Origin of the sequence: Sphingomonas sp. PvP018 (genome assembly GCF_017876865.1) — a bacterium.
GTDB classification, from domain to species: domain Bacteria; phylum Pseudomonadota; class Alphaproteobacteria; order Sphingomonadales; family Sphingomonadaceae; genus Sphingomonas; species Sphingomonas aerolata.
This window is the reverse complement of record NZ_JAGIOU010000001.1, coordinates 275,714-301,936: the sequence shown is the minus strand read 5'-3', so window position 1 is coordinate 301,936 and position 26,223 is coordinate 275,714. Positions and strand designations below refer to the sequence as shown.

Annotated in this window: 16 protein-coding genes; 11 read left to right on the top strand and 5 right to left on the bottom strand. The window is 68.1% G+C overall.

All coding sequences use genetic code 11. The features are described 5' to 3' along the window. Positions 1 to 25 precede the first annotated feature (25 nt). Entirely contained in the window at positions 26 to 3,172 is a 3,147-nt protein-coding gene (locus J3A66_RS01145) for a TonB-dependent receptor (protein ID WP_209566609.1), read from the bottom strand. A gap of 563 nt (positions 3,173 to 3,735) precedes the next feature. Between J3A66_RS01145 and J3A66_RS01140 the strand changes: the two genes are divergently transcribed. Both J3A66_RS01140 and J3A66_RS01135 read left to right on the top strand, forming a co-directional pair. Next, positions 3,736 to 5,019: a DEAD/DEAH box helicase gene (locus tag J3A66_RS01140; RefSeq protein WP_209566608.1), complete on the top strand. Its 1,284-nt coding sequence runs from the start codon at positions 3,736 to 3,738 to the stop codon at positions 5,017 to 5,019. A gap of 87 nt (positions 5,020 to 5,106) precedes the next feature. Next, positions 5,107 to 7,284 carry a penicillin acylase family protein gene (locus tag J3A66_RS01135; protein ID WP_245336899.1) on the top strand — a complete coding sequence of 726 codons (2,178 nt, stop codon included), beginning with the start codon at positions 5,107 to 5,109 and terminating at the stop codon, positions 7,282 to 7,284. Here the strand turns inward: J3A66_RS01135 and J3A66_RS01130 are convergent. The 3 genes from J3A66_RS01130 to J3A66_RS01120 all read right to left on the bottom strand — a co-directional run bounded on the left by J3A66_RS01130 (position 7,281) and on the right by J3A66_RS01120 (position 11,746). Further along, a complete protein-coding gene (locus J3A66_RS01130) occupies positions 7,281 to 7,859 on the bottom strand; it encodes an ERAP1-like C-terminal domain-containing protein (protein WP_209570333.1) in 579 nt (192 codons plus the stop codon). The two genes, J3A66_RS01135 and J3A66_RS01130, sit on opposite strands and share 4 nt — an antisense overlap. A 162-nt stretch (positions 7,860 to 8,021) precedes the next feature. Beyond that, positions 8,022 to 9,923 (bottom strand): M1 family aminopeptidase, encoded by a 1,902-nt coding sequence (locus J3A66_RS01125; protein WP_245336655.1) that lies wholly within the window; start codon positions 9,921 to 9,923, stop codon positions 8,022 to 8,024. Between the two features lie 11 nt (positions 9,924 to 9,934). Continuing rightward, positions 9,935 to 11,746 (bottom strand): DUF885 domain-containing protein, encoded by a 1,812-nt coding sequence (locus tag J3A66_RS01120; protein ID WP_209566606.1) that lies wholly within the window; start codon positions 11,744 to 11,746, stop codon positions 9,935 to 9,937. Between the two features lie 120 nt (positions 11,747 to 11,866). On the opposite strand from J3A66_RS01120, the gene J3A66_RS01115 reads away from it, so the two are divergent. From J3A66_RS01115 to J3A66_RS01080, 8 genes are all read left to right on the top strand, one after another. Beyond that, the gene (locus tag J3A66_RS01115; RefSeq protein ID WP_245336654.1) at positions 11,867 to 12,736 is read left to right on the top strand and encodes an oxygenase MpaB family protein; all 870 of its coding nucleotides are present in this window, start codon (positions 11,867 to 11,869) and stop codon (positions 12,734 to 12,736) included. A 371-nt stretch (positions 12,737 to 13,107) separates the two neighbouring features. Continuing rightward, positions 13,108 to 14,376 (top strand): efflux RND transporter periplasmic adaptor subunit, encoded by a 1,269-nt coding sequence (locus tag J3A66_RS01110; RefSeq protein ID WP_209566605.1) that lies wholly within the window; start codon positions 13,108 to 13,110, stop codon positions 14,374 to 14,376. 134 nt (positions 14,377 to 14,510) lie between these two features. Continuing rightward, positions 14,511 to 17,690, top strand: coding sequence for a multidrug efflux RND transporter permease subunit (locus J3A66_RS01105; RefSeq protein WP_209566604.1), 3,180 nt, complete (start codon positions 14,511 to 14,513; stop codon positions 17,688 to 17,690). A gap of 10 nt (positions 17,691 to 17,700) precedes the next feature. Continuing rightward, positions 17,701 to 19,113, top strand: a complete 1,413-nt coding sequence (locus J3A66_RS01100; RefSeq protein ID WP_209566603.1) for an efflux transporter outer membrane subunit — start codon at positions 17,701 to 17,703, stop codon at positions 19,111 to 19,113. Positions 19,114 to 19,218: 105 nt separating this feature from the next. Next, positions 19,219 to 19,704, top strand: coding sequence for a sigma-70 family RNA polymerase sigma factor (locus J3A66_RS01095; protein ID WP_244180773.1), 486 nt, complete (start codon positions 19,219 to 19,221; stop codon positions 19,702 to 19,704). Positions 19,705 to 19,711: 7 nt separating this feature from the next. Continuing rightward, positions 19,712 to 20,638, top strand: a complete 927-nt coding sequence (locus tag J3A66_RS01090) for a FecR domain-containing protein (RefSeq protein WP_245336653.1) — start codon at positions 19,712 to 19,714, stop codon at positions 20,636 to 20,638. Positions 20,639 to 20,727: 89 nt separating this feature from the next. Then, positions 20,728 to 23,628, top strand: coding sequence for a TonB-dependent receptor (locus J3A66_RS01085; RefSeq protein WP_348633967.1), 2,901 nt, complete (start codon positions 20,728 to 20,730; stop codon positions 23,626 to 23,628). Continuing rightward, on the top strand, positions 23,628 to 24,896 hold the full coding sequence (locus tag J3A66_RS01080; protein ID WP_209566601.1) for a histidine-type phosphatase: 1,269 nt from the start codon (positions 23,628 to 23,630) through the stop codon (positions 24,894 to 24,896). Before J3A66_RS01085 ends, J3A66_RS01080 begins: the two co-directional genes overlap by 1 nt. 13 nt (positions 24,897 to 24,909) lie before the next feature. On the opposite strand, the gene J3A66_RS01075 is transcribed toward J3A66_RS01080, so the two are convergent. Then, complete coding sequence (locus tag J3A66_RS01075) at positions 24,910 to 25,230, bottom strand: hypothetical protein (RefSeq protein ID WP_031441677.1); 321 nt, start codon at positions 25,228 to 25,230, stop codon at positions 24,910 to 24,912. A gap of 145 nt (positions 25,231 to 25,375) precedes the next feature. Here J3A66_RS01075 and J3A66_RS01070 point away from each other — a divergent pair, with 145 nt between their 5' ends. Beyond that, positions 25,376 to 26,188 (top strand): IclR family transcriptional regulator, encoded by an 813-nt coding sequence (locus J3A66_RS01070; protein ID WP_209566600.1) that lies wholly within the window; start codon positions 25,376 to 25,378, stop codon positions 26,186 to 26,188. Positions 26,189 to 26,223: the final 35 nt, after the last annotated feature.

Genomic DNA, 26,223 nt, shown 5'->3' with positions numbered 1-26,223 from the left:
GTGGCGACCGTCCCGACCGTCGGTCCTAGAAGGTGCCGCGCAGGCCGATCAGGAACTGACGTCCCGGCTTATACTGCGTGAAGGTCGCATTCTCGAACTGGAAATAGGACCGCAGCGTCGCGTCGGTGAAGTTCGACACGTTGACCGTCAGCTGCGGTGCGCCCGCCAGGCCGAAGATCTTGTCGAGGTCGAACGACGACGAGAAGTCGTAGGTCGTATAGTCCGTCCCGAACAGCGCCGCCGCCGGGATACCGTTCTGCGCCGCGCCGCTATTCTGTGCGCCCTGACGCGAGGTCGTCGCGACCCGGAGCATCACGCCGTTCTTCTCGTAGAAGCCGGTGATGTTGTAGGTGAAGGGCGACACGCCGAACGCGGTTGCCGGGCCATCGCTGCGCTGATCGACGATCGTCGCATTGGCATTGAAGCCGAAGCCGGTGACGCCGATCATCCGGGTCAGGAAGTCGAGCGGCTGGACCCACTGGAATTCGAGGCCGTTGATCGTCAGCTTGTTGGGCACGTTGACCTGCGACGTGACCTGGACCTGCGCGACGCCGGGGCCGCCGCGCGACTGGATCGCGAACTGCTGGTTGGCGTTGAGCGTGTCGAAGGTGATGCCGTATTGCGCCAGCGCCGCGAACGGCACGGTGTTGATCGCGGTATTGGTGAACCCCTCGATCGACTTGCGGAACGCGTTGAAGCTGACGACGCCTTCACGGCCGGTATAATATTCGAAACCGAGGTCGAGGTTGGTCGACATATAGGGCTTGAGCGCCGGGTTGCCGATGTTCGCCTGATCCGCCGACGGCGCACCGAAGTTGACGCCGGGAAGCTGCGCCGAGGGGTCCGGACGCGTCATCGTACGCGAGCCGGCGACACGCACCACCGCCTGGTCGCCAAGGTCATAGGCGAAGGTCGCGGCGGGCAGCCATTTCGAATAGACGTTGCGCGTTGACACCTCGCTGACGATATTCACGTAACGGCTGCCGTCGGGCAAGCTCGCGCCCGTGCTGGTCGTGTTGCGCGGATCCGGCAGCGAGACGCGGCCCGTGATCGTCTGGATCGTGTTGACGTAGCGTACACCGACATTGAACCGCAGCGTGTTGTCGCCGATCTGCTGCGCGCCGTTGAGCGTGGCGAAGGCGGATTTTACGACCTCGCGGATCGCACCGCCGCTGGCGCCGGTGTTGGCCGCACCCGTCTCGGGCGCCGCGTCGTGGAAGCTGTCATAGTTGGTGGCGGCGGCAAAGGCCGGCCAGTCGACGGTGACGAACCCTGCCGGGCCGGGCTTCAGATAGCCGGGCACCGCCGCATTGGGGACCAGCGAGCCGCCATAGCTGACCGGCCCCGCCAGGCCGGTGGTCGCGCCCGTGCCATAGCCGGGATAGCTCGGATAGCCCGCCGGCGCGGCGCCGGGGGCGTCGAGGCCTGCGCAGGGCGGCTGGGTGTTGGGCGATGCGACGAACACGTTGGGATTGTTGCCGCAGACGGCATTCTGCCACGCCTGGCTGTTGTCGAATCCGCGGATCCGCCGCGACACGTCGTCGAATGCGCCGCCGATCTTGAGGTTGAGCGCCTTGCCGCCCCAGGTCAGGTCGCCACGCGCGCCCTTGCTCTTGTTGAGACGCCGCTCGTCCTGGATGCCGACCCGGCTGCCCGCGTTCCAGCCGAAATTCGCCGGATCGTTGAGGTCGAGCCCGCTCTGGATCGTCGGGATTCCGCCGGTGTTGCTATAGGTTACCGTGTTGCCGACGCCGAGCGGGGTGGTGAGGCCCACGGTCGGGCTCTCGCGGTGGAAGGTCGACCGCGCATAATTGCCCTGCAGCGAGGCCTTGAGCGTCGGCGAGATCTCCCACTCGCCGCCCGGGTTGATGCTGACCAGCTTGGTCGTCTCGGTATAGGGGCGGAATTCGTTGAAGAACTGCGCGTTTGCAAATGTCCCGCCGGTCACCACGCACCCGATCGTGCAATCGGGATTGTCGAAGGTCAGGTTGGTTGGAATGATTGCGCCGTTGCGGACGATCCAGGCCATGTTCTCACGCGTGAGTTCGTTCTTCTTGTAGCCGTACAGACCGTCGATGTAGAAATGCAGCGCATCGGTCGGCTGCCATTCGGTGCTGACGATCGCGTTGATCCGGTCGCGCGGGCCGCGGATGCTGGTCGTGCGGCCGAGCCGCGGGAGCAGCGCATTGTCGATCTGCTGGATCGTCGCGCCCGGGTTGTTCGCGAGCAGAAACGCCCGGTCGATCGGCGTCCCCGCGACCAGCCCGGCACCGGCGCCGGCGGGCACCACCGCCGGGATCGTCCAGTTGCCGCCGCCGGTCGTGTTGCAGCCCGACGTGGCGCCGCACTGCGCCGCGGTGAGCGCCGGATTGGTATAGCCAATCGTCTCGAACCCGCGCGTATCGGTGAACAGCCTTTGTGCCGACACGCCGGCCAGGATTCCGAACGTGTCGGTCCGCCAGCTGCCGATCAGCGCGCCGCGCGCGCCGATCCGGTCCTCGGGTGACTGGCGCGTGCCCTGGACGTTATAGTTCAGGAAGCCGGTCGCGCGGTCGAGCGGACGTGCGGAGCGCAGATCGATATTGCCGGCCGCGCCGCCCTCGAGCAGGTCGGCGGTATAGCTCTTGTTGACGGTCAGCTTGGTGAACAATTCGGTCGGGAAGAAGCTCAGGTCGACCGAGCGGTCCGTACCCTGCGCGTCGGTCGCACCCGACGACGCGACCGCGATCGTCGCGCCGTTGAGCGTCACGTTCGTGAAATTCGACCCGAGCCCGCGGATCGCGACATTGGTCCCCTCACCCGTCACGTCGCGCGTGATCGTGATGCCGGGAATGCGGTTGAAGGATTCGGCGATGTTGGTGTCGGGAAACTTGCCGATATCCTCGGCAAAGATCGAATCGGTGAAGCCGGTCGACGCCCGCTTGGCATCGGTCGACTTGGCGAGACTGGACCGGTAGCCGGTGACGACGATGTCCTCGCTGGGCGTGCCCTGCGTGTCCTCGGTCTGCGGGGAGGGCGGCGTTGCCGGGGCGGGATCCTGACCATTGTCGGGCACCTGCTCCTGCGGCGGCGGCACCGTCTGCGCCAGCGCGATCGACGGCGCCAATACGGCCAGGGTGGTAGCGCACAACAAGGCTGCACGCGTCAGACGCGGCTGTCGAAATGCCTTCATGATCAGGGTCCTCTCTGTGGGGTCGTCGCCGTTCGTTGCGGCATACGAAGTCGGTACTGGGGCGCGGAAAGCGGGTCCCGGTTTGGCTAAAAACGTAATGCTATGTGCGTATTCGGTAGGCCGGTCAGGCTATCAGGGCTCGCCGAGCTGATTCAGGGGGAAGCGCGCCGGCGCGACATCCGGCGCGGGCATCCGCCGGCCGATCTGGCGGCCGCGACATTGGCCGGACACTTTCATGGTCACTCATCCTATCCCTCATGAAACCGTCTGACGCAGTCTTATGTTACCGGTATCTCGCCATGATTGGTTAGCGAGTCAAGCCGGTTTTGGTTTGGCCAATCCATCAGGGCCTTCCCGGAGGCGGCGAGGACGTCCGATCGGGGCGGTCCGTGGCGCATTTTGGTCTCAAGGGTTGCCCGCTGCCGCCGGTAAGCGAATGCCCTTGGCACGTTGCCGCTATTCCAGATTGACGCAGTGCAGCATAAAACCTACCAGCGCGCGCTCCCGAAATGCTAAGCCCGACCAGGCGCGGCCTTGCCCAGCGCCGGAGGCGCCGCTTTACCATGACCACGACCTTCGCCGACCTCGCTCTGGCGCCCTTCCTGCTCGAAGCCCTTGCCGAACAGGGCTATGCCCATCCGACTCCGATCCAGGCGCAGTCGATCCCGCAGCTGCTGCAGGGCCGCGACATGCTCGGCATGGCGCAGACCGGCACGGGCAAGACCGCCGCGTTCGCGCTGCCGCTGCTCCACCGGCTCGCCGCCAATCCCCGCCCTGCCCCCAGGGGCGGCGCCCGCATCCTCGTCCTCGCGCCGACGCGCGAACTCGTGTCGCAGATCGCTGCCGGGTTCGAGAGCTTCGGCCGCCATCTGAAGCCCAGCGTGATGACGATCTTCGGCGGCGTCAGTCAGTTCCACCAGGTCAAGGCGCTCGAGGCGGGCGTCGACATCATCGTCGCGGCACCGGGCCGTCTGCTCGATCTGGTCGAGCAGGGGCTTTGCGACCTATCGGCGCTCGAGGCGCTGGTGCTCGACGAGGCCGACCAGATGCTCGACATGGGCTTTGCCAAGCCGATCGAGCGGATCGTCGCAACCTTGCCCGCGGACCGGCACACGCTGCTGTTCTCGGCGACCATGCCAAAGTCGATCGCGACGCTGGCCGACAGCCTGTTGCGCGATCCGGCGAAGGTCGAGATCGCCCCGCCCTCGACCACGGTCGACCGGATCGAGCAATCGGTGATGTTCCTCGACGCCGCGAACAAGAAGGATGCGCTGCTCGCGTTGCTGCGCACGCCCGACATCGGCCAGGCGGTCGTGTTCACGCTGCAGAAGAACATCGCCAACGACGTTTGCGCGTTCATCGGCGAAGCGGGGATCACCGCCGAGGCGCTGCACGGGAACAAGTCGCAGGGCCAGCGCGAGCGCGCGCTCGACGCGTTCCGTGCGGGCACCGTCCAGGTGCTCGTCGCGACCGACATCGCGGCGCGCGGGATCGACGTCGACACGGTGACTCACGTCTTCAACCACGACCTGCCGAGCCTGCCCGAAAGCTATGTCCACCGGATCGGCCGGACCGGACGTGCGGGCCGCAGTGGTTTCGCGGTCACGCTGTGCGACGCCGAACAGCGCGCATGGCTCCACGATGTCGAGCGCGAGATCGGGCGCACGCTGACCGTGCACGACGATCACGAATGGCATTGCGAAGTCGCGCGTCACTCGACCAAGCGTGCACCGGTGCTGGGCGGTGGCCCGGTCAAGCAGGTCAAGGCGCCCAAGCCGCCGCGCGAGCGCAAGGTGTGGACCGAGGAAGAAAAGCTCGCCGCGCGGATGGCCGCCCAGGCCGCCTGACCGCGGGGCACCGTGTCGACCCCGTCGTGACGGCGGGGGCGACGCATGGTCATTCCCCGGTTTGCGGCTTAGGCTGCCGCGATGGCCATGATCATTCGACACGCCCGCACGCCGGTGATCCTGTTGGCGATGCTGACGACGGCGCCCAGTGCCCCACCGACCGAGCGGGCACGGTGGGCGGCGCAGGCGGGACGCGTGACGATCACCCGCGACGACTGGGGGATCCCGCATGTCCGCGGCCGCTCCGACGCGGATGCGGTGTTCGGGCTGATCTACGCACAGGCCGAGGACGACTTTGCGCGGATCGAGGCGAATTACCTAACCGCGCTCGGCCGGAGCGCGGAGGCGGACGGCGAGGACGCGGTCTGGGCCGATTTGCGACAGCGGCTGTTCGTCGATCCGGCCGAACTCCAGCGCGACTATGCGGCAAGCCCCGGCTGGCTGCGGACGCTGATGCAGGCCTGGGCCGACGGGCTGAACTATTATCTGGCGACCCATCCGCAGGTGAAGCCAAAGGTCCTGACCCGGTTCGAGCCGTGGATGGCGCTGAGCTTTACCGAGGGCAGCATCGGCGGCGATATCGAGCGGATATCGCTGAGCGACCTCAAGACCTTCTACGGTACGCCGACGCCGCCCAGCCCCGAGGAGCTGGGCATGGTACCGCGTGAACCGTCGGGCTCGAACGGGATCGCGATCGCGCCGCGCCTGACCGCGAACGGCCATGCGCTGCTGCTGATCAACCCGCACACCAGCTTCTATTTCCGGTCGGAAGCGCAGATGACGAGCGACCAGGGGCTCAACGCCTATGGCGCGAGCACCTGGGGCCAGTTCTTTATCTATCAAGGCTTCAACTCGTCTGCGGGCTGGATGCACACCTCGTCGACGGTCGACAATGTCGATGACTTTGCCGAACGGGTCGTCCGCGGCGACACGGGCTACCGCTATCGCTACGGCGAGGCGCTGCGGCCGGTCACCACGAGGGTCGTCAATTTACGCGTCCGCAACGCCGACGGCACGTCGGGGACGCGCCGCTTCACGACCTATCGCACGCATCACGGCCCGATCGTCGCAAGCAAGGCGGGGCGCTGGATCGCGACCGCGCTGATGTGGAAGCCCGTGCCTGCGCTCGAGCAAAGCTATCTGCGGACCAAGGCGACCGACCTGGCAGGCTATATGGCGGTTGCGCAACGCAAGGCGAATTCGTCAAACGACACGCTGTTCGCAGACACCAAGGGCGAGATCGCGTTTCTGATGCCGCAGTTCATGCCGATCAGAAGTGACCGGTTCGACTATACCCGGCCCGTCGACGGCAGTGACCCGGCGAGCGACTGGCGCGGGCTGCACGGGCTCGCCACGCTGCCGAGCGTTGCGAACCCGCGCACCGGCTGGGTGCACAACACCAATGACTGGCCCTGGAGCGCGGCCGGACCCGATAGTCCGCGGGCGGCGGACTATCCGCGCTACATGGATCAGGTCGGCGGCAATGCGCGCGGCGTCCATGCCGATCTGTTGCTGACCGGGAAACGCGGCTGGACCGCGGAGACACTGCGTGCCGCCGCCTATGATTCCTACCTCCCCGCCTTCGCACGGCTTCTCCCCGGTCTGGTCGACGCCTGGCGAGCGCTGCCGGCCAGCGATCCACGCCGGGCGAAATTCGCGGCGCCGATCGCGTTGCTCGATCGTTGGGATCATCGCTGGGGCTATGACTCGGTGGCTACCAGCCTTGCGGTGTTCTGGGGCGACCAGCTGTGGCGCGAGGTCGGCGGGTTCGCACAGGCCGAGCGGATGAACGTGCCCGATTACATCGCAACGCGCGTCACGCCGGAGGCCAAGCTGGCCGCGTTGTCGGCCGCGGTCGACGGGCTGAGCCGCGACTTTGGCGACTGGCGGACGCCGTGGCAGGCGATCAACCGCTTCCAGCGGCTCGACGACGCGATCCAGCCGCATTTCGACGATGCGCGCGCGTCGACGCCCATCCCCTTCACGTCCGCGCAATGGGGCAGCCTCGCGTCGTTCGGTGCCAAGCGCTGGCCGGGGACGAAGCGCTATTACGGGACCAGCGGCAACAGCTTCGTCGCGGTCGTCGAATTCGGACCGCGCGTGAAGGCGACGGCGGTCATGGTCGGCGGGCAGAGCGGCGATCCCGCGTCCCCGCACTTCGCCGACCAGACCGCGCGCTACGCCGGCGGCGCGCTGCGTCCGGTCTATTTCCATCCCGACGAGCTCAAGGGGCATGTCGCGCGAGAATACCACCCCGGCGGCTAGGTCTTTCGAATGGCGACGGTGCGCGCCAGTTCGTCGCGCGCCAGCAGGATCTTGCGGCGCACGTCGATCGGCAGCGACCGCTGCTCACGAAGAAAATCGTCGACGATCCGCAGCGCCTCCGGGCTCACCTGCCCGCCGATGAACGCGTCGATCCATGCGGGCAGGAAGAAGATGCGGCGATTCTGCCGGATCCACAGCAGGCGATCGAGCGCCGGCCGCAGGAACCCGATCGTCAGCGCCGCCTGCCCGTCCGCATTGAACGCACCGAGGCTTTCGCTCGCCCATGCCTCGTTGAGCGCGGCATCGTCGAAATAGCGCTCGAAATAGGCGGTCTTCACGGCGGCACGCGGGGATGCAGCCTCGGCGACGAAGGCATCCTTGGCGGCCTCGGTCGAGGTATCGCGCGCGCGCTCAACGGTGAAGCGCGTGCCCGCGTCGGGCGCACCGATCGTGATAAGCCGCCGGACGATCGCCCAGCGCGTCGGCTGGCGGATCGGCTCGCCGGCCAGTCGCGCGCTGCCGTCGAGCAGGGCGCGGAGGCGGTCGAGCGCAAGCGGCGTCCGCGCGGTCGCGATCAGACGGTCGAGCGCGTCCTTGCGCAGTCCATAGCCGATCGCCGCATCGTCGATCCGCGCGAGCAGCGCGGTCTCCCAGCCCGTCCGAAGACCCGCGCCGCGTGCCTCGGTGAGATAGACGTCGAGCGCCGCTGCCCCGCGCGACAGGATCGCGCGCGATATCTATTCGTCGCGCTCGGCAGGAAGCTCGCGTAACAGCACCGCAAGATAGCGTTCGGGCGGCAGCCGGCGGTCGCGGACGACGTCCCAGAGCGCGCTCCACAGCATCGCGCGCAACAGGCTGTCCGTCACGCTGCCAACGTGTGCGGCGATCCACGCGACGGTCCGGTCGTCGGGCATGAACAGGCCGTAACCCTGGTCGTCGTCATTCGCCCATACATAGTCGGGCGCGGGCAGGCCGGCGGCCTTGTCGACGGTCGCGACCGCCCCTTCGAAGCGTGCGTCGAGCACGACGTCCTCGCGGTCATGATAGCCGAGGCGGATGCGCACCTTCATCGGCCATGCGCCACCCGGATCACCCGGCAGCCTGCTCTCCGGTCGCTGTTTCAACACGAGCGCATCGATACGCCCCTGCGCGAGCGTCAGCGCGGTCTCGATCCGCGGCAGCCCCGCGCGCAGGACATAGTTGCGACCGAACGCAGCCAGATCGATGCCCGACGCCTCACCCACCGCACCGAGCAGGTCCTGCCAGGTCGCATTGGCATAGCCATGCCGGGTGAGGAACAGATTCAGGCCGCGTCGGAACCCGTCCTCGCCGACGAAGAATGCCAGCTGCTTGATGACCGCCGGCGCCTTGTTGTAGACGATCGGCCCGTAATTGCTCTTGGCGGCGTCGAGATTGTCGAGCGATTGCCAGAGCGGTGCCGTGCCGCTGGTCGCGTCGGCGCGATAGGCGGGCGTCTTGATCGACAGCAGGAACGTCGTCCAGGCGTTGCTGTCCGGCTGCAGGTCCGCCTGGATCCGCGCGGCCATGAAGGTCGAGAACCCCTCCTTCAGCCACAGATCGTCGAACCAGCGCATCGTGACGAGATCGCCGAACCACTGGTGGCTGATCTCGTGATAGATGGTCTGGTCGCGCGCCAGCCGCTGCGGCAGCGTCGGCGGCTCGCGGAAGACGAAGCGGTCCTCATTGTAGAAGACCGCGCCGACATGCTCCATGCCGCCAAAGGGAAAGGCCGGCGCGAGCACGAGATCGAGCTTGGCGAAGGGATAGGCGATGCCGAACCAGTCGGCGAGCCAGCGCACCGCCGCGCGATTGGTCGCAAGCTGTGTTTCGGCATCGACCTCGGCCGCGCGCGAATGGCGGGCGTAGAGCGTGATCGGCTGCCCCCCGGCGGGGGCCGACGTAGTGCCGACCCAGGGCCCGGCGGCAAAGGCGGCGAGATAGGTGGAGATCGGCACGGTCTCCGCGAACCGCCAGCGGGTCGCGGCGCCTGTCGGAGTCTTCGCGGCGACCGGCCCGTTGGCGATCACCGTCCAGCCCTCGGGCGCGACCACGTCCCAGCGGATGCGGGCCTTCAGGTCGGGCTGATCGAAGCAGGGAAACAGCAGATTGGCGTCCGACGGCACTAGCAATGTGTAGAGATAGGTCCGCCCGTCGGCCGGGTCGCGGAACCGGATGATCGCTGCCCCCGCGCTGGCGATCGGGGTCTCGAAGCGCGCCGCCACGCTGTTGGCTCCGGTCTTCAGCACGCGCGCTGGCAGCACGAGATGGCCATCGCGTCGCGCGGTGGCCGGGACCGCCACACCGTTCGCCTCCAGCCCGGTCAGCATCGTTCCGCGGAAATCGAGGACGAGCTCGCCGCTGTCCCTGACCCGGTCGAACCGGATCACGACCGACCCGACCGCGCGGTCCGCGGCGGTGACGTCGAGCGAGATGGCGTAGCGGACCCGTGCGATCTGTGCCGCCCGCCGCTGCGCCAGTGCAAGCGATATGCCCGGCCCGGTCAGCGGATCGGCGGCGACGGCCGCCTGCGCCATGCCCGGCCAGCCGATCGCCGGGAGTGCGAGCGCGCCCTTCAACAGGGCGCGGCGGTCCGCTTCGCGCGGCGTGTCCGGATCCATCGTCGCGCCCCTTATTGCCGGTGCGCGGCGATGTAGCGACCGACCTGTTCGTCGAGCACGTCGAGCGGCAGCGCGCCCTGATCGAGCACGGCTTCGTGGAAATCGCGAATGTCGAACCGCGACCCCAGTTCGCGTTCGGCGCGCGCGCGCAGGTCAGCGATCTTGAGCTGACCGACCATGTAGCTCGTCGCCTGCCCCGGCCAGTTGAAATACCGATCCACCTCGCGCGCGATATCCTTGTCGGACACCGAGCTGTTCGCCTTGAAATAGGCGATCGCCTGGTCGCGGTTCCAGCGCTTGGCATGGATGCCCGTGTCGAGCACCAGCCGGATCGCGCGCCACACCTGGAGCGACAGCATGCCGAACCGCGCATAGGGATCCTCATAGACCCCCATCTCGTTCGCCAGCCGCTCCGAATACAGCCCCCAGCCCTCGATATAGGCGCCATAGCCGCCGAACTTGCGGAATTTCGGGATGCCGGTCAGTTCCTGCTGGCGCGCGATCTGGAAATGATGGCCTGGCGCGCCCTCATGCGCGGCGATGCCGGCGACCTGGACCTTCTGCGTCTGGTTCATGTCGACCAGGTTGACGTAATAGATGCCGGGCCGCGATCCGTCCGCCGACGGTGGGTTGTAAAAGGCGGTCGAGGCCGTGCCCTCCCGCCATTTCTCGACCGCGCGCACCTCGAGCGGCGCCTTGGGCAGGGTCCGGAAATAGCGGGGGGCCGCCGCCATCACCGATGCGATCACGGCGCGCGCGTCGCCGAGATATTGTTCGCGCCCCGCACTGGTGTTGGGATATTTGAACTGGGGATCGGTGCGGATCTTGTCGAAGAACTGTTCGAGCGTGCCGGTGAACCCGACCTCGCGCTTGATCGCCTCCATCTCCTGCCGGATCGCGGCGACCTGTTTCAGGCCAAGATCGTGGATCTGGTCGGCGGTCAGCGCGGTCGTGGTCGAGGTCTTCAGCCGGTCGGCATAATAGGCCGCGCCATCGGGTAGATTCCAGGCGCCGAAATTGCCCTTCGATTGCGGCTCGATCGCGTCCAGCGTCGCGAACAGCTGGTCATAGCCGGCACGGAACGGCCCTGTCAGCGCCGCGCGCGCCTCCTCCAGCAACGCCGCCTTGGTCGCCGCGGGCACTGCCAGCGCAGTTACCTTCTTGCGGAAATCGGCCATGACCGTCGAATCCGCGCCCGCGTCGAACGGGGCACCGACCAGCACGGCGCGTGCATCGGCGCGGGCGGGTGCGAAATTGACTTTGTTGGGGATGATTCCCGCCGCCGCCTGCTCGCGCATCGTCGTGCTGACCTCGCGCATGACGCGCTCGGTATCGCGCAGCCGTGCGATATAGGCCTGCGCGTCGGCGAGCGTATCGACCTTGTGGTTGTTGATCAGCAACACCGGGATGTCGCCCGCCGGGCTGCCGTTGGTCGTGACGGGGAAGCGCAGCTTGCGGAAGCGCAGCGATTGCCGCCCGCGGTCGACCTCATATTCGAACAGCCGGTAGCTCACCCGCGCACTCTCGCCCAGATCGTCGGGGCGGAACCGCGATCGCATGGCCTTCAGCTGCCGCTCCGACAGGGCCTGCGCGCGGACCGTGGCGGCGTCGGTATAGTCGTCGAGTTGGTCATAATGCGTCTTCAGCCCGAGCTGGGTCAGCGATTCCGGGCTGAGATCAAGCTGTTCGTCATAGGCCTTGTCGAGGAATGTGAGCAGTGCCGCATCCTGTGCCGCGACGCGCTGGGTCTCCACCGGCGCCGGGGCGGCGGCGAGGACGATCGGCACGGTGGGCAGCAGCAATAGGGCAAAGGCAAGACGCATTACATTCTCCTGTCGAATGCGTGCTTGTCGCGCGCGGATCCCGTCAGCGCAATCACGGACCGTCAATTGCATGGCCCTCGTCGTCAGGCGCGAAATTGCAGATCGCGCGTTCATGCAATGATGAAAGACCTTCCTACCATGCTGCGCGAGCGGGCCAGATCCGGCGCCAAGGCCCGGATCGTCGGGCAGGTGCGTGCGCTGTTCAACGACCAGGCGCGCGGCGAGGCGCCGGTCGAGCGCAGTGCTGCGGCGATGTTCGCGCCCGACGCCGTGATCGGCACAGTGCATGGTGACGTGGTCAGCATGATGGTCGGCGGCGTCGCGGCGCTACTGCTGCAGATGCTGCACCCGGCGGTTCTGGCGGGCGTCTGGGATCATTCGAACTTCCGCACAGACATGCTCGGCAGGTTGCGGCGCACCGCGCGGTTCATCGCGGTCACGACCTATGGCGAGCGCACCGATGCGGAGGCGGTGATCGCGCGTGTCCGCGCGGTGCACGCGCACATCGCCGGGACGCTCCCTAACGGCACGCCCTACCGCGCGGACGATCCCGCGCTGCTCGCCTGGGTCCATGTCTCGGAGGCCTGGTGCTTCCTCGCCGCGTGGCAGCGTTTCGGCGACCGCCGGCTCGGCATGGCCGAGCAGGACGCCTATTATGCAGCGTTCGCCGAGGTCGGCGAACTGCTTGGCGCCGCATCGCTGCCGCGGGATCGGGCGGGAACGGACCGTTATCTGCAGACCATGCGCCCGCAGCTCGTCGCGGATGCCCGGACGCTCGAGGTTGCCCGGTTCGTGCTGGAGCAGACGCCCGCGAACCCGCTCGCCCTGCCCGTCCAGCGTATCGTGATGCAGGCCGCGGTCGATCTGCTGCCCGCATGGGCGCGGCGAATGCATGGGCTGGCGGGGTCGCCGGCCTTGATGCGGCCCGTCGTCTCGTCGGGCACGCGCAATCTGGCGAGAACATTGCGCTGGGCGTTTGTCGACCAATAGCCGATCCCGGGCCGTCGCGATTAAACTACCAGACGGTATGTTAATCTGGTTGACAGGTTTCCGCAGCGCTTTATATACCAGCCGGTAGACAAACAGTCCCGGCCGACGGTCGGTCAAATTGTCGTCCGTCAATCGTCTTCCGGCCAGCGAAGTTGCCGACACTGTCCTAGTCGAACGCCAAGAATTCCGCAGTTTTCAGACCGGTTACGGCGTAATGCCGGCGACCGGATATCGTCCACGCTTGTCATCTGGACTGTCGATGCCGCGCGCACCGACGATCGGTGACGCATGTCCATTACAACGGGGGGCAATCCCATGGCATATCCCAGATTCACGTGCACGTCAGCCGATCGATCACGGAGCGACGCGGCATGACCGTGTTTTCCCCGATCAAAACGGCCGACGCCGCGCCGGTGGAGGCCCCTGCCCCCCGACGCAGACCCGTTTGGCAGCGCGGCGCGATGCTGCTCGTGCCCGTGGCGCTGGTGGGCGCGATCGGCGTCCGGCTGCTCGATCAGCCCGATGCGGCTATGGCGGCGCCCCCGCCCGCCTCGGTCACGGTCGCATCCCCGCTGGTACGGCAGGTGAGCGAATGGGACGATTATGTCGGCCGGTTCGCGCCGAGCCGCAGCGTCGAGATCCGGCCGCGTGTCGCGGGCGAAGTCACCGGCGTCCACTTCCATGACGGCGATATCGTCCGCAAGGGCCAGCTGCTCTTCACGATCGACTCGCGCCCGTTCGCCGCGGCGCTGGCAGAAGCGCACGCCAACGTCGCGAGCGCCAGGAGCGCCTTGTCGCTCGCGCGTACCGACCTCGGCCGCGCGCAGCGGCTGGTCGCGGACGAAGCCGTCTCGGCGGGTGAGGTCGACGCGCTGCGTGGCAAGCTCGAAGCTGCCAGCGCCGCACTCGCCGCCGCGCAGGCGCGCGAACGGGCCCGCGCACTCGACGTCGGCTTCACGCAGGTTCGCGCGCCGATCGGCGGGCGCATCTCCGACCGCCGCGTCGATGCGGGCAACCAGGTCGCGGGCGGCGAAGGCACCGGCGGCACCGTGTTGACGACGATCAACGCGCTCGACCCGATCTACTTCAATTTCGACGGGTCGGAGGCGCTCTACCTCAAGACGCAGCGCGCGCGGCAGCCCGGTGCGGCGCCAGCGGCGGTCGAGATCCAGCTGCAGGACGAGACCGAGCATCGCTGGAAGGGCAAGCTCGACTTCACCGACAACGGGCTCGACCAGCGATCGGGCACGATCCGCGGCCGCGCGGTGATCGCCAACCCCGGCTATTTCCTGACGCCGGGGATGTTCGGCAACATGCGCCTCGCGAGTGCGGGGACGCGGCAGGCTCTGCTGGTGCCCGACGACGCGGTGCAGACCGATCAGGCGCGGAAAGTGCTGCTGACGATCGATGCGAAGAACGTCGTGAGCCAGAAACCGGTCGAGCTCGGGCCGGTGGTCGATGGCCTCCGGATCGTCCGCTCGGGGATCGGGCCGAACGACCGGGTCATCATTCAGGGCACGCAGATGGCGATGCCGGGTGCCACGGTCGCGCCGAAGGCGGGCCGGATCGCGGTCGCGACCGGTGCGCCTGCTCCGGCGTCGGTCCAACCTATCTCGGGTGAGGCCACGCTCGCCAGATAACCACCGTTCCCCGGCGAAGGCCGGGGCCCAGGTGGCATAGCGTTTCGATGTAATCACTGCGGTTCGCCCAACTGGGCCCCGGCCTCCGCCGGGGAACGGAAAAGCGCGCGCGCCCTCTATCGAGGACACAAACCATGCGCTTCTCGCGCTTCTTCATCACCCGGCCGATCTTTGCTGGCGTGATCGCGGTGATCATCACGATCGTCGGTGCGATTGCCTATATGTCGCTGCCGGTGTCGCAATATCCCGACATCGTCCCCCCCACCGTCACCGTCAGCGCGACCTATCCGGGCGCGTCGGCCGAGACGGTCGCCGAAACCGTCGCTGCGCCGATCGAGCAGGAGATCAACGGCGTCGACAACATGCTCTACCAGTCGTCGCAATCGACCGGCGACGGCAAGGTGACGATAACCGTCACCTTCAAGATCGGCACCGACCTCGATGCCGCGCAGGTGCTCGTCCAGAACCGAGTCGCGGTCGCGGTCCCGCGGCTGCCCGAGGACGTCCAGCGATTGGGCGTCGTGACGCGAAAGACGTCGCCCGACTTCCTGATGGTCGTGAACCTCGTCTCGCCCGACAACTCGCTCGATCGCGGCTACATCTCCAACTACGCGCTGACGCAGGTCCGCGATCGCCTCAGCCGCATCGACGGCGTCGGCGACGTGCAGCTGTTCGGCGCGCGCGATTATTCGATGCGCGTCTGGATCGACCCCGGCCGTGCCGCCGCGCTCGACCTCACCGCGGGCGAGATCGTCGCGGCACTCCGCGCACAGAACGTCCAGGTCGCCGCCGGCACGCTCGGCCAGCCGCCCTATGACAAGGGCAACAGCGCGTTCCAGCTCAACGTCGAGACGCAGGGTCGCCTGACCGATCCCAAGCAGTTCGCCGACGTCGTCATCCGCACCGATCCGCAGGGCCGCCAGGTCCGCGTCTCGGACGTGGCGCGCGTCGAGCTCGGCGCGCAGGATTACGGCGCCAACACCTATCTCAGTGGCAAGCCCACCGTCATCGCCGCGGTCTTCCAGCGTCCCGGCTCGAACGCGCTCGGCGCGGCGCAGGCCGTCACCGCCGAAATGGAAAGCATGTCGAAGCGCTTTCCCAAGGGCCTCGAATACAAGGTCATCTACAACCCGACCGAGTTCATCGCGCAGTCGATCGACGCGGTGAAGCATACGTTGTTCGAGGCGATGATCCTCGTCGTTCTGGTGATCCTCGTCTTCCTGCAGAAATGGCGCGCGGCGATCATCCCGATCGTGGCGATCCCGGTCTCGCTGATCGGCACGTTCGCGGTACTCGCCGCGTTCGGCTACAGCCTCAACAACCTGTCGCTGTTCGGCCTCGTCCTCGCGATCGGGATCGTCGTCGACGACGCGATCGTCGTGGTCGAGAATGTCGAGCGCAACCTCGAACACGGACTCTCGCCGCTGGAGGCCGCACGCACGTCGATGGACGAGGTGTCGGGTGCGCTCGTCGCGATCGTGCTCGTGCTGTGCGCGGTGTTCATCCCGACGGTGTTCCTCACCGGGCTGTCCGGCGCGTTCTACCGCCAGTTCGCAGTGACGATCTCGACCGCGACGATCATCTCGCTGCTCATCTCGCTGACGCTGTCGCCGGCGCTCGCCGCGATGTTGCTCAAGCCCAACGCCCCTGCCGGCTCGGGCAACCGCCTGACCCGCACGGTGCGCCGCGCGGGCGACGCGTTCAACCGCGGGTTCGAACGGATGAGCGAAAGCTATGCCCGCCTCACCGCGCGCCTCGTCGCCGCGCCGAAGCGGATGATGGTCGCCTATGCCGCGCTGATCGCGGTCACGGTCGGGGTCTTCATGGTCACCCCGTCGGGCTTCGTTCCCGCGCAGGACCAGGGCTATTTCCTGACCGTCATCCAGCTGCCCCCCGGCTCGTCGGTCGAGCGTACCGACGCGGTAATGCAGAAGGTCGCAAAACGCATCCTGCCGCTTGCCGGCGTCAAGGGCGCGGTCATGCTCGCGGGCTTTGACGGCCCATCGCAGACCCTCGCCCCGAACTCGGCCGCCGCTTATATTCCGCTCAAGAGCTTTGCCGAGCGCAAGAAGCTCGGCGTCACGCTCGCCAGCATCATGGCAGAATCGCAGAAGGCGACCGGCGACATCACCGAAGCGCGGCTGCTGATCGTCCCGCCGCCGCTGATCCAGGGCATCGGCTCGGCCGGCGGCTATCGCCTGATGGTTCAGGACCAGGGCGGTCACGGCTATGGCGACCTCGGCAAGACGAGCTACGACCTGATCGGCAAGGCGAACCAGACCAAGGGCCTGGCGCAAGTCTACACCTTCTTCGACACCGCCACGCCGCGCATCTTCGCCGATGTCGACCGCGCCAAGGCCAACCTCCTCGGCGTCCCCCCGGAGCGCGTGTTCGAGGCGTTGCAGGTCTATCTCGGCTCGGCGTTCGTCAACGACTTCAACCTGCTGGGGCGCACCTACCGCGTCACCGCCCAGGCCGACGCACCGTTCCGCAACACCACCGCGGACATCGCCAACCTCAAGACGCGCTCCAATTCGGGCCAGATGGTCCCGGTCGGCTCGGTCTCGACGTTCCGCGACAAGACCGGCCCGTACCGCGTGGTGCGCTACAACCTCTTCCCCGCGGTCGAGGTCGATGGCGACACCGCCAAGGGCTATTCCTCGGGCCAGTCGCTGGTGGCGATGGAGAAGCTCGCCGATGCGTCGCTGCCCGCGGGCTATGCGCATGAATGGACCGGCATCGCCTACCAGCAAAAGGCGGCCGGCAGTACCGCCGCCTTGGTCTTCGGGATGGCCGTGCTGTTCGTCTTCCTCGTGCTCGCCGCGCAATATGAGAGCCTGACGCTACCGCTCGCGATCATCCTGATCGTGCCGATGTGCCTGCTCGCGGCGATGACCGGGGTAAATTTGCGGGGGATGGACAACAATGTCCTCACGCAGATCGGGCTGGTCGTGCTGATCGCGCTCGCCGCCAAGAACGCGATCCTCGTGGTCGAGTTCGCCAAGCAGGCCGAGGAGCAGGATGGCCTGTCCCCGGTCGAGGCGGCGGTGCGCGCGGCGAAGGACCGATTGCGGCCGATCCTGATGACGAGCTTCGCCTTCATCCTCGGCGCGGTGCCGCTGGTGATCGCCGAAGGGGCTGGCGCCGAACTGCGCCAGGCGCTCGGCACCGCGGTGTTCTTCGGGATGATCGGCGTGACCGGCTTCGGGCTGCTCTTCACCCCTACCTTCTATGTCGTCGCACGGGCGCTGGCGATGCGGTTCGAACGCCGCAAGCCAGCCGCTGCCCAGCCCACGCTTCAGCCAGCCGAATAGGACCAGCCTCATGAAGTCCCTGCTTCTCGCGAGCCTCTCGGCGCTGACGCTCGCCGCGTGCGCCGCCGGCCCCGACTATGTCGCGCCGATCACCCCGCCCAAGGCCGCCGCATCGTTCGTCACCGCGAACGCCGCTACGATCACGACCGCGCCCGATAACGACTGGTGGCGGATTTACCGCGACCCGGCCCTCGACGGCCTCGTCGCCGACGCGCTCGCGGCGAATACCGACCTGCGCGTTGCGGTAGCGCGGCTCGACAGCGCCCGCGCCTCGCTGCGCGGCGCCAAGACCGACCGCGAGCCGCAGGTGAACGCCAGCGGAAGCGGCAATTACTCCCGCACCTCGCAGCTTCAGAACCTGCCCGGCTTCGACCGCGAGCGCGCCACCTACGATGTCGGGCTCGACGTCAGCTACGAGGTCGATCTGGCCGGCCGCGTCCGCCGCAACGTCGAGGCCGCGCGCGGCGACGTCGGCGCGGCGCAGGCCGATGCCGACGCGGTGCGGGTCTCGATCGTCGCCGCCACGACGCGCGCCTATGTCGACGCCGCATCGTCCGCCGAGCGCCTTGCGGTCGCCCGGCGGATCGTCGACCTGCTCGAGAAATCGAACACGCTGACCGGCAAGCGGGTCGATGCGGGTCGCGCCGCGCGGCTCGATCAGGTCCGGATCGCCGCGCTGCGCGACCAGCGCGCCGCGAACATCCCGCAGATCGAGGCCGAGCGCCAGGCCGCGCTCTTCCGCCTCGCCACGCTGACCGGTCGCACCCCGCGGGACCTGCCCGCCAGCGCCGGTACGCGCACCACCACGCCGCGGCTCGACCGGCCGATCCCGATCGGCGACGGCGCGATGTTGCTCGCGCGCCGCCCCGACGTCCACGCTGCCGAACGCCGGCTTGCCGCCGCAACCGCACGGATCGGGGTGCAGACGTCGCAGCTCTATCCGCAGATTGCGCTCGGCGGGTCGATCGGTTCGACCGCGCTCAGCGTCGGCGACGTCTTCACCGGCGGGCCGGTCCGCTGGCTGCTTGGCCCGCTGCTCAACTGGACGGTCAACCAGTCCGCGGCGCGCGCGCGCATCGCCGGTGCCGAGGCCGATACGCGCGGTGCGCTCGCCAGCTTCGACGGCAGCGTGCTGAACGCGCTCGAGGAGACCGAGACTGCGCTGTCCAACTATGCGCGCGAGCTCGATCGCCGCACGCAGCTGCAGTCCGCGCATGACAACGCCGCCACCGCCGCGCGCATCACCCGCGCGCGCCAGCGTGAGGGCCAGATCGACTTCCTCGACGTCCTCGATGCCGAGCGGACGCTGGCGGATACCGATACCGAGCTTGCCGCGGCGGACGCCCGCATCGCGGGGGCGCAGGTCGATCTGTTCCGTGCACTCGGCGGGGGATGGCAGGCGCCGGGGCGCCCTGCCGGCTGACACCGGCGCGGCATCGTCGCGTGTCACTGATCCGTCCCCGACACGTCATCAAACTGTACCGGCGGGCGCATACCGCCTGGGCCGATGGGGACGTCCGAGCTCAGCATGGTCGATACGGGGGCGGGTCGCCTCTGGGCGGGCTGGTCGCGTCTGCGCGCGCAGGTCGAACGGCTGACGCGGCGGGCGGATGGCGAGGATCTGCTCCACGACGCCTATGTCAGCCTGGCGACCCTGCCCGCGGCGCCGCGCAACGACGAGGCGTTCCTCGTCCATGCGGCAGTCAACCGCGGCCGCGATGCGTTCCGGCGCGAGGCTGTTCGCGGGGCAAGCGAAGACGCGGGAGCGATTGAATGGCTGCGCGACTGTTCGCCGATCCAGGACGAGGTGCTGATCGCGAAGGCGCGGCTCGACCGGGTGCGCGAGGGCCTCGATCGTCTCAGCCCGCGGACCCGCGAGATCTTCCTGATGCAGCGGCTCGACGGGTATAAATATCGCGAGATTGCTGCACGTCTGGGAATCAGCCAGAGTGCGGTCGAAAAGCACATGGCCAAGGCGATGACCTTCCTGGTCGATTGGACGGAGGATTGGTGAGCACGCAATGCATGGCCGCAAATCCCTAGACCGGATGTTTTCGGACAAGGCGGCGCCCGAACGCACCGCGGCGCAGTGGATCGCACGGCTCAACGCGGACGACGTCAGCGCACGGGACGCGATCGTCTTTCGGGAGTGGCTGACCGCGAACCCCGAACATGCCGAACGGTTCGAGCGCGCGACCGACCTGTGGGACATGGTCCCGGGAACCGCACCGTCGCGCGCGCCGGTGGTGACGCGCCGCCGCGCGCTGGCCGGGGTCGCGGCACTCGCGGTCACGGCCGCCGCGGGGACCGGTGTGTTCCAGGCAGCCTATGCCGCGACGCCGTATCGGACGGGGATCGGCGAGCAGCGACGGATCGTGCTGCCCGACGGCTCGGCCCTGCTGCTCGACGCGGTCACCCGGCTGCATGTGGTCGCGACCGAGCGGCGGCGGCGGCTCTGGCTGGCGCAAGGCCGCATCGACCTGACGGTGGCGCCATCCGCGACCCCGTTCACGATCACCGCGGCCGACCGCGCGATGAGCGCCGGCGCGGGCCGCTTCGACCTGCGCTGCGACGCGCGCGACGGGGTGGCCTTTACTGCGATCGAAGGGCGGGCGACGATCGCCGCCACGACGTCGACTGGCGCTGCGCAACTCCTGACCAACGGGTCGCGGCTGCGGAACGGCCTGATCGATCGGCCCGACATCGCGACGACACGGGCCTGGACCAGCGGTCGTGCCGCGTTCCACAACGATACGCTCGCGACGGTTGCCGAGGAGGCGAACCGGTACAGCACGACGCGGTTGGTGCTCGCCGACCCCGCGGCCGCCGGACTGCAGGTGAGCGGCATGTACCGGATGGGCGACAATGTCGCGCTGGGGCGTGCGCTCGCAACGCTGCTCGACCTGCGGTTGCGAACGATGGACGGTGCCGTCCTGCTCGGCGGATAATAACTCGCGTCAGCGGGGTGGGGTAGATCGCCGCTCGCCCGTCGAGGAGGTGCGGCAGTATCGCCGCCTTCCTTGGGGGGATGAACACCGTGACGACCAATCGCCGGCGCCTGCGCCGTTCGTTCGTGATGGGCGCAGCCTGCGCCGCGTTGTCGACCGCCTTTGCACCCGCCGCGGCGATTGCGCAGACCAATGTCGTCCGCGTGCATCTCGGCGTCCAGCCGCTCGGCCGGTCGCTCGAGGCGCTCGCCCGTCAGAGCGGCATCGACATCCTGTTCACACCCGCTGCGGTTGCCGGTCGGACCGCACCCGCGATCGACGGCACGATGGCGCCGCACGCCGCGGTCGAGCGGCTGATCGCCGGCACCGGGCTGATGGTCCGCCAGCAGCCCAATGGTGCGCTGATCGTCGCCGCGACAGTCGAGACCGCAGCGCCGCAGACCGCCGCGACCACGCCGGACGACGAGACCCGCGAAATCGTCGTGACGGGCTATGCGAGCAGCCTGACCGGCGCGTTGGCGCAGAAGCGCAAGGCGACCAACGTCATCGACGTCGTCAGGGCTGAGGATATCGGCAAGTTTCCCGCGCAGAACATCGCCGAAGCGCTCCAGCGCGTGCCCGGCGTGTCGATCGTCCGCGATCGCGGCGAAGGCGTGTTCGTCCGGATCCGCGGGCTCGGCGCCAATTTCCAGGTGGTGACGCTCAACGATCGCTCGGTCGCGGTGAACGAGAATGTGCGCGACAGCGGCCAGAGCGGGCGCCAGTTCCGGTTCGACACGCTGCCGTCCGAGCTCATGTCCGCGGTCGAGGTGATCAAGAGCCCGCGCGCGAGCCTCGACGAAGGCGGCATCGGCGGCACGATCAACCTGCGCACCTTTCGTCCGCTCGACCTGAAGAAGCCGGTGCTGTCGCTATCCGCCACGGCCAGTTCGCCGCGCCTCGCCGACGCGGTCGATCCGCGACTGTCGGGCATGGCGAGCTGGGCGAGCCCGGACGGCAAGTTCGGCGCGCTGATCGCGGGCGTCTATGACGAGCGCACCACGCGGCAGGACCGGATCACCGGCGTCGGCTGGGCGGACGGCAAGATCGACACCGACGGCAACGGCTCGCTCGACAGTGCCACGATCCTGATCCCGACCGCGATCCGCCCGACGCTCGAGCGCGAGAATCGCGACCGGATCGGCATCAACGGCGCGGTGCAGTGGAAGCCCGACGACCGGTTCGAGCTGAACGTCGACGGGCTGTGGAGCCGGCTGAACGTCGCCTATGACGAGTTGACCTATTCAGCGGCGGATGGCGCCAACCTGCCGCGCGGGATCGTGCCGGGCAGCGCGGTGATCGAGAACGGCGTGCTGACCGGTGCGACCACGACCGGCTCGACCACGCAGATCGGTCGCGAAACGTCGGTGCTCCAGTACAAGAATTGGCTGGTCGGCACCAACGCGCGCTGGCAGGCCGGCGGCTGGACGATCGCCGCGGATGGCAGCATCGGCCAGGCCTATTCGAACACGCCCGAGCCGATCTATCGCACCCGTTTGCTCGGCACGGTGGGCGCGACGACGTTCGATTTCGGCAAGGCGGGCGATCGCCTGCCGAACGTCACGCTGCTGAACGCCGACCTGTCGAACCCGGCGCTGCTGCCCGGACGGCGCATCGAATACCGCGTCAACGACTCGAAGGACCGCGAACGCGCCGCGAAGCTCGACGTCACGCGCGACCTGACCGGCGTGGTCAGCGCACTGCGTGCGGGGGTGAAATACCAGAAAAGAACACGCGCCTATGATCGTCGCGACATCAACTTCACCAGCGGCATCGCCGGCAAATATTTCGACGCGAGCTATTTCGTCCCGTTCCCGGTCGATGATTTTCTGAAGGGCGCGACCGGCACCCTGCCGACCAGCTGGGCAATGCCCGATCCCGCCAAGTTCCTCGCCGCCGCCACCGGCAAGGAGGCGCTGCTCGCCGCACCGCTTGCGCGCGGCGATCTGCGGAACAGTTATGCGATCGGCGAGGAGATCGTCGCAGGCTATGGCATGGCCGATTTCGCGTTCCCAATCGGCGGGGTCGCAGTGCGCGGCGATATCGGTGTGCGCTATGCCCGGACTCGCCAGACCTCGTCTGGCTATGCCGATGACGGCAAGGTCGCGCTGCCCGTCAGCTACGACAAGACCTATGACAATATCCTGCCCTCGCTCAATCTGGTCGCGGAGGTCTCGCCCGATCTGCAGATGCGGTTCGCCGCGTCGAAGGTCATCACCCGGCCCTCGCTCGCCGATCTGGCGCCGCGGCTGACGATCAATTCGAGCCCGACCGTCCTCACCGCGGTCGGCGGCAATCCCGAGCTGAAACCCTTCGAGGCGTGGCAATATGACGGCACGGTCGAATGGTATTTCGCGCCGGGCAGCGCGCTGGTCGGCGGCGTGTTCTACAAGGACATCACGACCTTCGTGTTCCAGCAGACGCGCGACTTCGTCCTCGACGGCCAGACCTATCGGCTGACCGCGCCCAAGAACGGCGGCGACGCCTATGTCGCCGGCGTCGAGATCGCGTATCAGCAGCTGTTCAAGATGCTCCCCGCGCCGTTCGACGGCCTCGGCGCGCAAGCCAACTACACGCACACTAAGACCGGCGGCACCTATGCACTGGCGACCGGCGGCATTTTCCGCGATGCGCTGGTCGACGTCGCCAAGGACAGCTTCAACCTGACCGCCTTCTACGAAAAGGAGCGCGTCGGCGCGCGCGTCAGCTACAGCTGGCGCGGCAACGTGCTGCGCGACGTCGGCGGCGCGGGGCTCGCCGCCAACAACGACAGCGCGTTCGGCAGCCTCGATTTCGACATGTCGTACAAGGTGACGCCGAACGTGACCTTCGTCGTGCAGGGGATCAACATGGCCGGCGGCGTCCAGTGGCAATATGTCCGCGACAACCAATTTGCGGGCTATACCGATTACGGGCGGACGTTCATGGCCGGCGTCAGGGCGAAGTTCTGATGCGGATCGCCTCGCTGGCGGCCGGCCTTGCGCTTGTCGCCTCGTCCCTCGCGCCGGCTCAAACGCCGCCGTCGCGAGAGGACAAACTTGAACGCGTCGTCATCGTCATGCGCCACGGCGTGCGCAGCGCGATGTCGAGCCCCGAGGAACTCGGCCGCTACAGCCGCCGCGCCTGGCCGCGCTTCGCGGTGCCGGCGGGGCATCTGACCGCCAACGGTGCCACCCTCGTGACGATGCTCGGCGGCTGGTACGCGGCGCACTACCGGCAGCTGGGCCTGCTCGGCGCGAGCGACTGCGCGGTCTATTACTGGGCGAACCACACGCAGCGCACCGAGGCGACCGCGACCGCACTCGCCGCCGGCCTGACCCCGGGGTGCGCGGCGCCGATCCACCAGTCGGCGGCCGCGCCCGATCCGCTGTTCGAGGCGCCGCAGACCCCGCTCGCGCCGCTCGACGCCCCGCGGATGCTCGCGGCGATCTCCGCGCGGGTCGACGGCGATCTGGCGGCGTGGGACGCGCGCCAGACCCCCGACCGCGACCGGTTCGAGGCGCTGATGCTGCAATGCCGCCGTATCCCGTGCTCCACGACCGAGCGCACCCGGGTCCAGCGCCGGCTGGGCGATACGCCGATCACGATGCGGATCGACGCGACGGGCAAGCCCGACCTCACCTCGCCCAGCCTGCAGGTCGCCGGGATCGCCGAAAGCCTCGTCATGGCCTATGCGGACGGGCTCGCCTTCCCCGGCTGGAGCGGGATCGACGCAGCGACGATCGGCAAGGCGCTCACCGTCCATGGGGCCGGCATCGACCTGCGCACGCGCACCCCGGAAGTCGGCCGCCAGACCAGCAGCTATCTCGCGATGCGGCTGCTCGCGACGCTCCAGCGCGGCGCCGGCGCGACCGCGCTGGCCGACCCGATCGGCGACGCGGAGAAGATCGTCGTCGTCAGCGGCCATGACGGCACGGTGACGATGCTCGCCGGGCTGCTTGGTCTCGACTGGACGCTACGCGATTATGGCGCCGGCGAAGCCGCCCCCGGCGGCGGGCTGATGTTCGAGCTGTGGCGTCGTGGCGCGACCGGTAAGAGCGTCGTGCGGGTCCGCTATGTCGCGCAGGGGCTCGACCAGATGCGCTACCGCATCCCGCTGTCAGCGCAGACTCCGCCCGAAACCGTCGCGATCCCGGTCCCCGGCTGCGGCGACCCCTGCCCACTCCCCCGCTTCACGCGCTACGTCCTCGATCAGGTGTCGCCCCCACCGAAGGAGTAGCGCGGAGGCGCGCTTAATTGCCCTCGGCGTCGACAACGAATACGACGGGCTTGCCGCGCGACATCGGCTCCCAGCCTGCGCCCAACGCCGCCCGGATACCGCGCGAAATGGTCGGATCATCGATCTGGAGCCGCCCGCGCGGCAACCCCTTCAGCAGGCGCTTGGGGGCGGGAAATTCGAGCATCGCTTCGCGCTGGCAGTCCTTTTCGAGCAGCGAAAGGACCATCCCCTTCCACCCGTCGTCGTCCGACCATTGCGGCTCGCTCTCGAGGCGCCAGTCATAGGTGGTGCCATCGACGTCAATGGTACCGGAAGTGCTGAGATTTTTCGACATGCCGCCGCCTTAGCAGGTCTGTCACGGCATGCCATGCGTCTGATCGCACGCCATAGCGGGGCCTGAATTACCAGCCTGCGACCGGAGCCGCTATGTTCTTGGCGTGGGTGATCGTAGAAGCCGCAAAAAGCGCACCGGGGGAGCCATGACGACGAAATCGCGCTATCAGGCGCCCGCGCTCAAAAAGGGGCTCGAGATCCTCGAGCTGCTGGCCGCCGCCACCGCGCCGCTCAACATGTCGGATATCTCGACCGCGCTCGGCCGGTCCGTCAGCGAGATCTTCCGCATGCTGCAGGTGCTCGAGGAACACCGCTATATCGCGCGGGGCGATGACGGTTACCGCCTGACCAACCGGCTGTTCGCGCTCGGCATGAGCCAGCCGCCGGTCCGCAACCTTGTCGGCATCGCGCTCCCGGTGATGAGCGAAGTCGCGCGGCGGACCGGGCAAAGCTGTCACATGGCGGTGGCGTCGGGTGCCGAGATGGTCGTGATCGTCGGCGTCGAGGCCCCCAGCCTGTCGGGCTTTGCCATCCGGGTTGGCTATCGCCGACCGCTGCATCGCTCGGCGTCGGGACGCGTCCTGCTCGCGTTCCAGTCGGCGGACGTGCGCCAGGCCATGCTCGACGACGTGCGTCTGGCCGGTGCGGATTTCGACACGGCCGCGCTGGCGGCGGAGCTGGACGCGATCGCAGCGAAGGGTCTGCACACCACCCCAAGTCCGGTCCTGAATGCGATCACCGACATGTCGGTGCCCATTCTGGTGATGGGGTCCGCGCGGGCGGCGTTGACCGTGCCCTTCGTCGATGGCCCGGGCGCGCGCGTGACGCTGGACGCATCGCAGACGGTGCTGCGCCACGCGGCCGCGACGATCGCCGAGCAGCTGTCCCCCGAAGTGCGCGACGGGCTGTATCAGCGGGTCGTCGACCATGGCGCGCCCGACGCGGGATCCGACGGCTGACCGCTGCAAGCGCGTCGTCTACTCCCCTCCTCACG

What these genes read in the sequence shown, in the direction of transcription:
- J3A66_RS01145 (WP_209566609.1), bottom strand. Translation starts at nt 3,172, where the DNA reads ATGAAGGCATTTCGACAGCCGCGTCTGACGCGTGCAGCCTTGTTGTGC.
- J3A66_RS01140 (WP_209566608.1), top strand. Translation starts at nt 3,736, where the DNA reads ATGACCACGACCTTCGCCGACCTCGCTCTGGCGCCCTTCCTGCTCGAA.
- J3A66_RS01135 (WP_245336899.1), top strand. Translation starts at nt 5,107, where the DNA reads ATGATCATTCGACACGCCCGCACGCCGGTGATCCTGTTGGCGATGCTG.
- J3A66_RS01125 (WP_245336655.1), bottom strand. Translation starts at nt 9,923, where the DNA reads ATGGATCCGGACACGCCGCGCGAAGCGGACCGCCGCGCCCTGTTGAAG.
- J3A66_RS01120 (WP_209566606.1), bottom strand. Translation starts at nt 11,746, where the DNA reads ATGCGTCTTGCCTTTGCCCTATTGCTGCTGCCCACCGTGCCGATCGTC.
- J3A66_RS01115 (WP_245336654.1), top strand. Translation starts at nt 11,867, where the DNA reads ATGAAAGACCTTCCTACCATGCTGCGCGAGCGGGCCAGATCCGGCGCC.
- J3A66_RS01110 (WP_209566605.1), top strand. Translation starts at nt 13,108, where the DNA reads ATGACCGTGTTTTCCCCGATCAAAACGGCCGACGCCGCGCCGGTGGAG.
- J3A66_RS01105 (WP_209566604.1), top strand. Translation starts at nt 14,511, where the DNA reads ATGCGCTTCTCGCGCTTCTTCATCACCCGGCCGATCTTTGCTGGCGTG.
- J3A66_RS01100 (WP_209566603.1), top strand. Translation starts at nt 17,701, where the DNA reads ATGAAGTCCCTGCTTCTCGCGAGCCTCTCGGCGCTGACGCTCGCCGCG.
- J3A66_RS01095 (WP_244180773.1), top strand. Translation starts at nt 19,219, where the DNA reads ATGGTCGATACGGGGGCGGGTCGCCTCTGGGCGGGCTGGTCGCGTCTG.
- J3A66_RS01090 (WP_245336653.1), top strand. Translation starts at nt 19,712, where the DNA reads ATGCATGGCCGCAAATCCCTAGACCGGATGTTTTCGGACAAGGCGGCG.
- J3A66_RS01080 (WP_209566601.1), top strand. Translation starts at nt 23,628, where the DNA reads ATGCGGATCGCCTCGCTGGCGGCCGGCCTTGCGCTTGTCGCCTCGTCC.
- J3A66_RS01075 (WP_031441677.1), bottom strand. Translation starts at nt 25,230, where the DNA reads ATGTCGAAAAATCTCAGCACTTCCGGTACCATTGACGTCGATGGCACC.
- J3A66_RS01070 (WP_209566600.1), top strand. Translation starts at nt 25,376, where the DNA reads ATGACGACGAAATCGCGCTATCAGGCGCCCGCGCTCAAAAAGGGGCTC.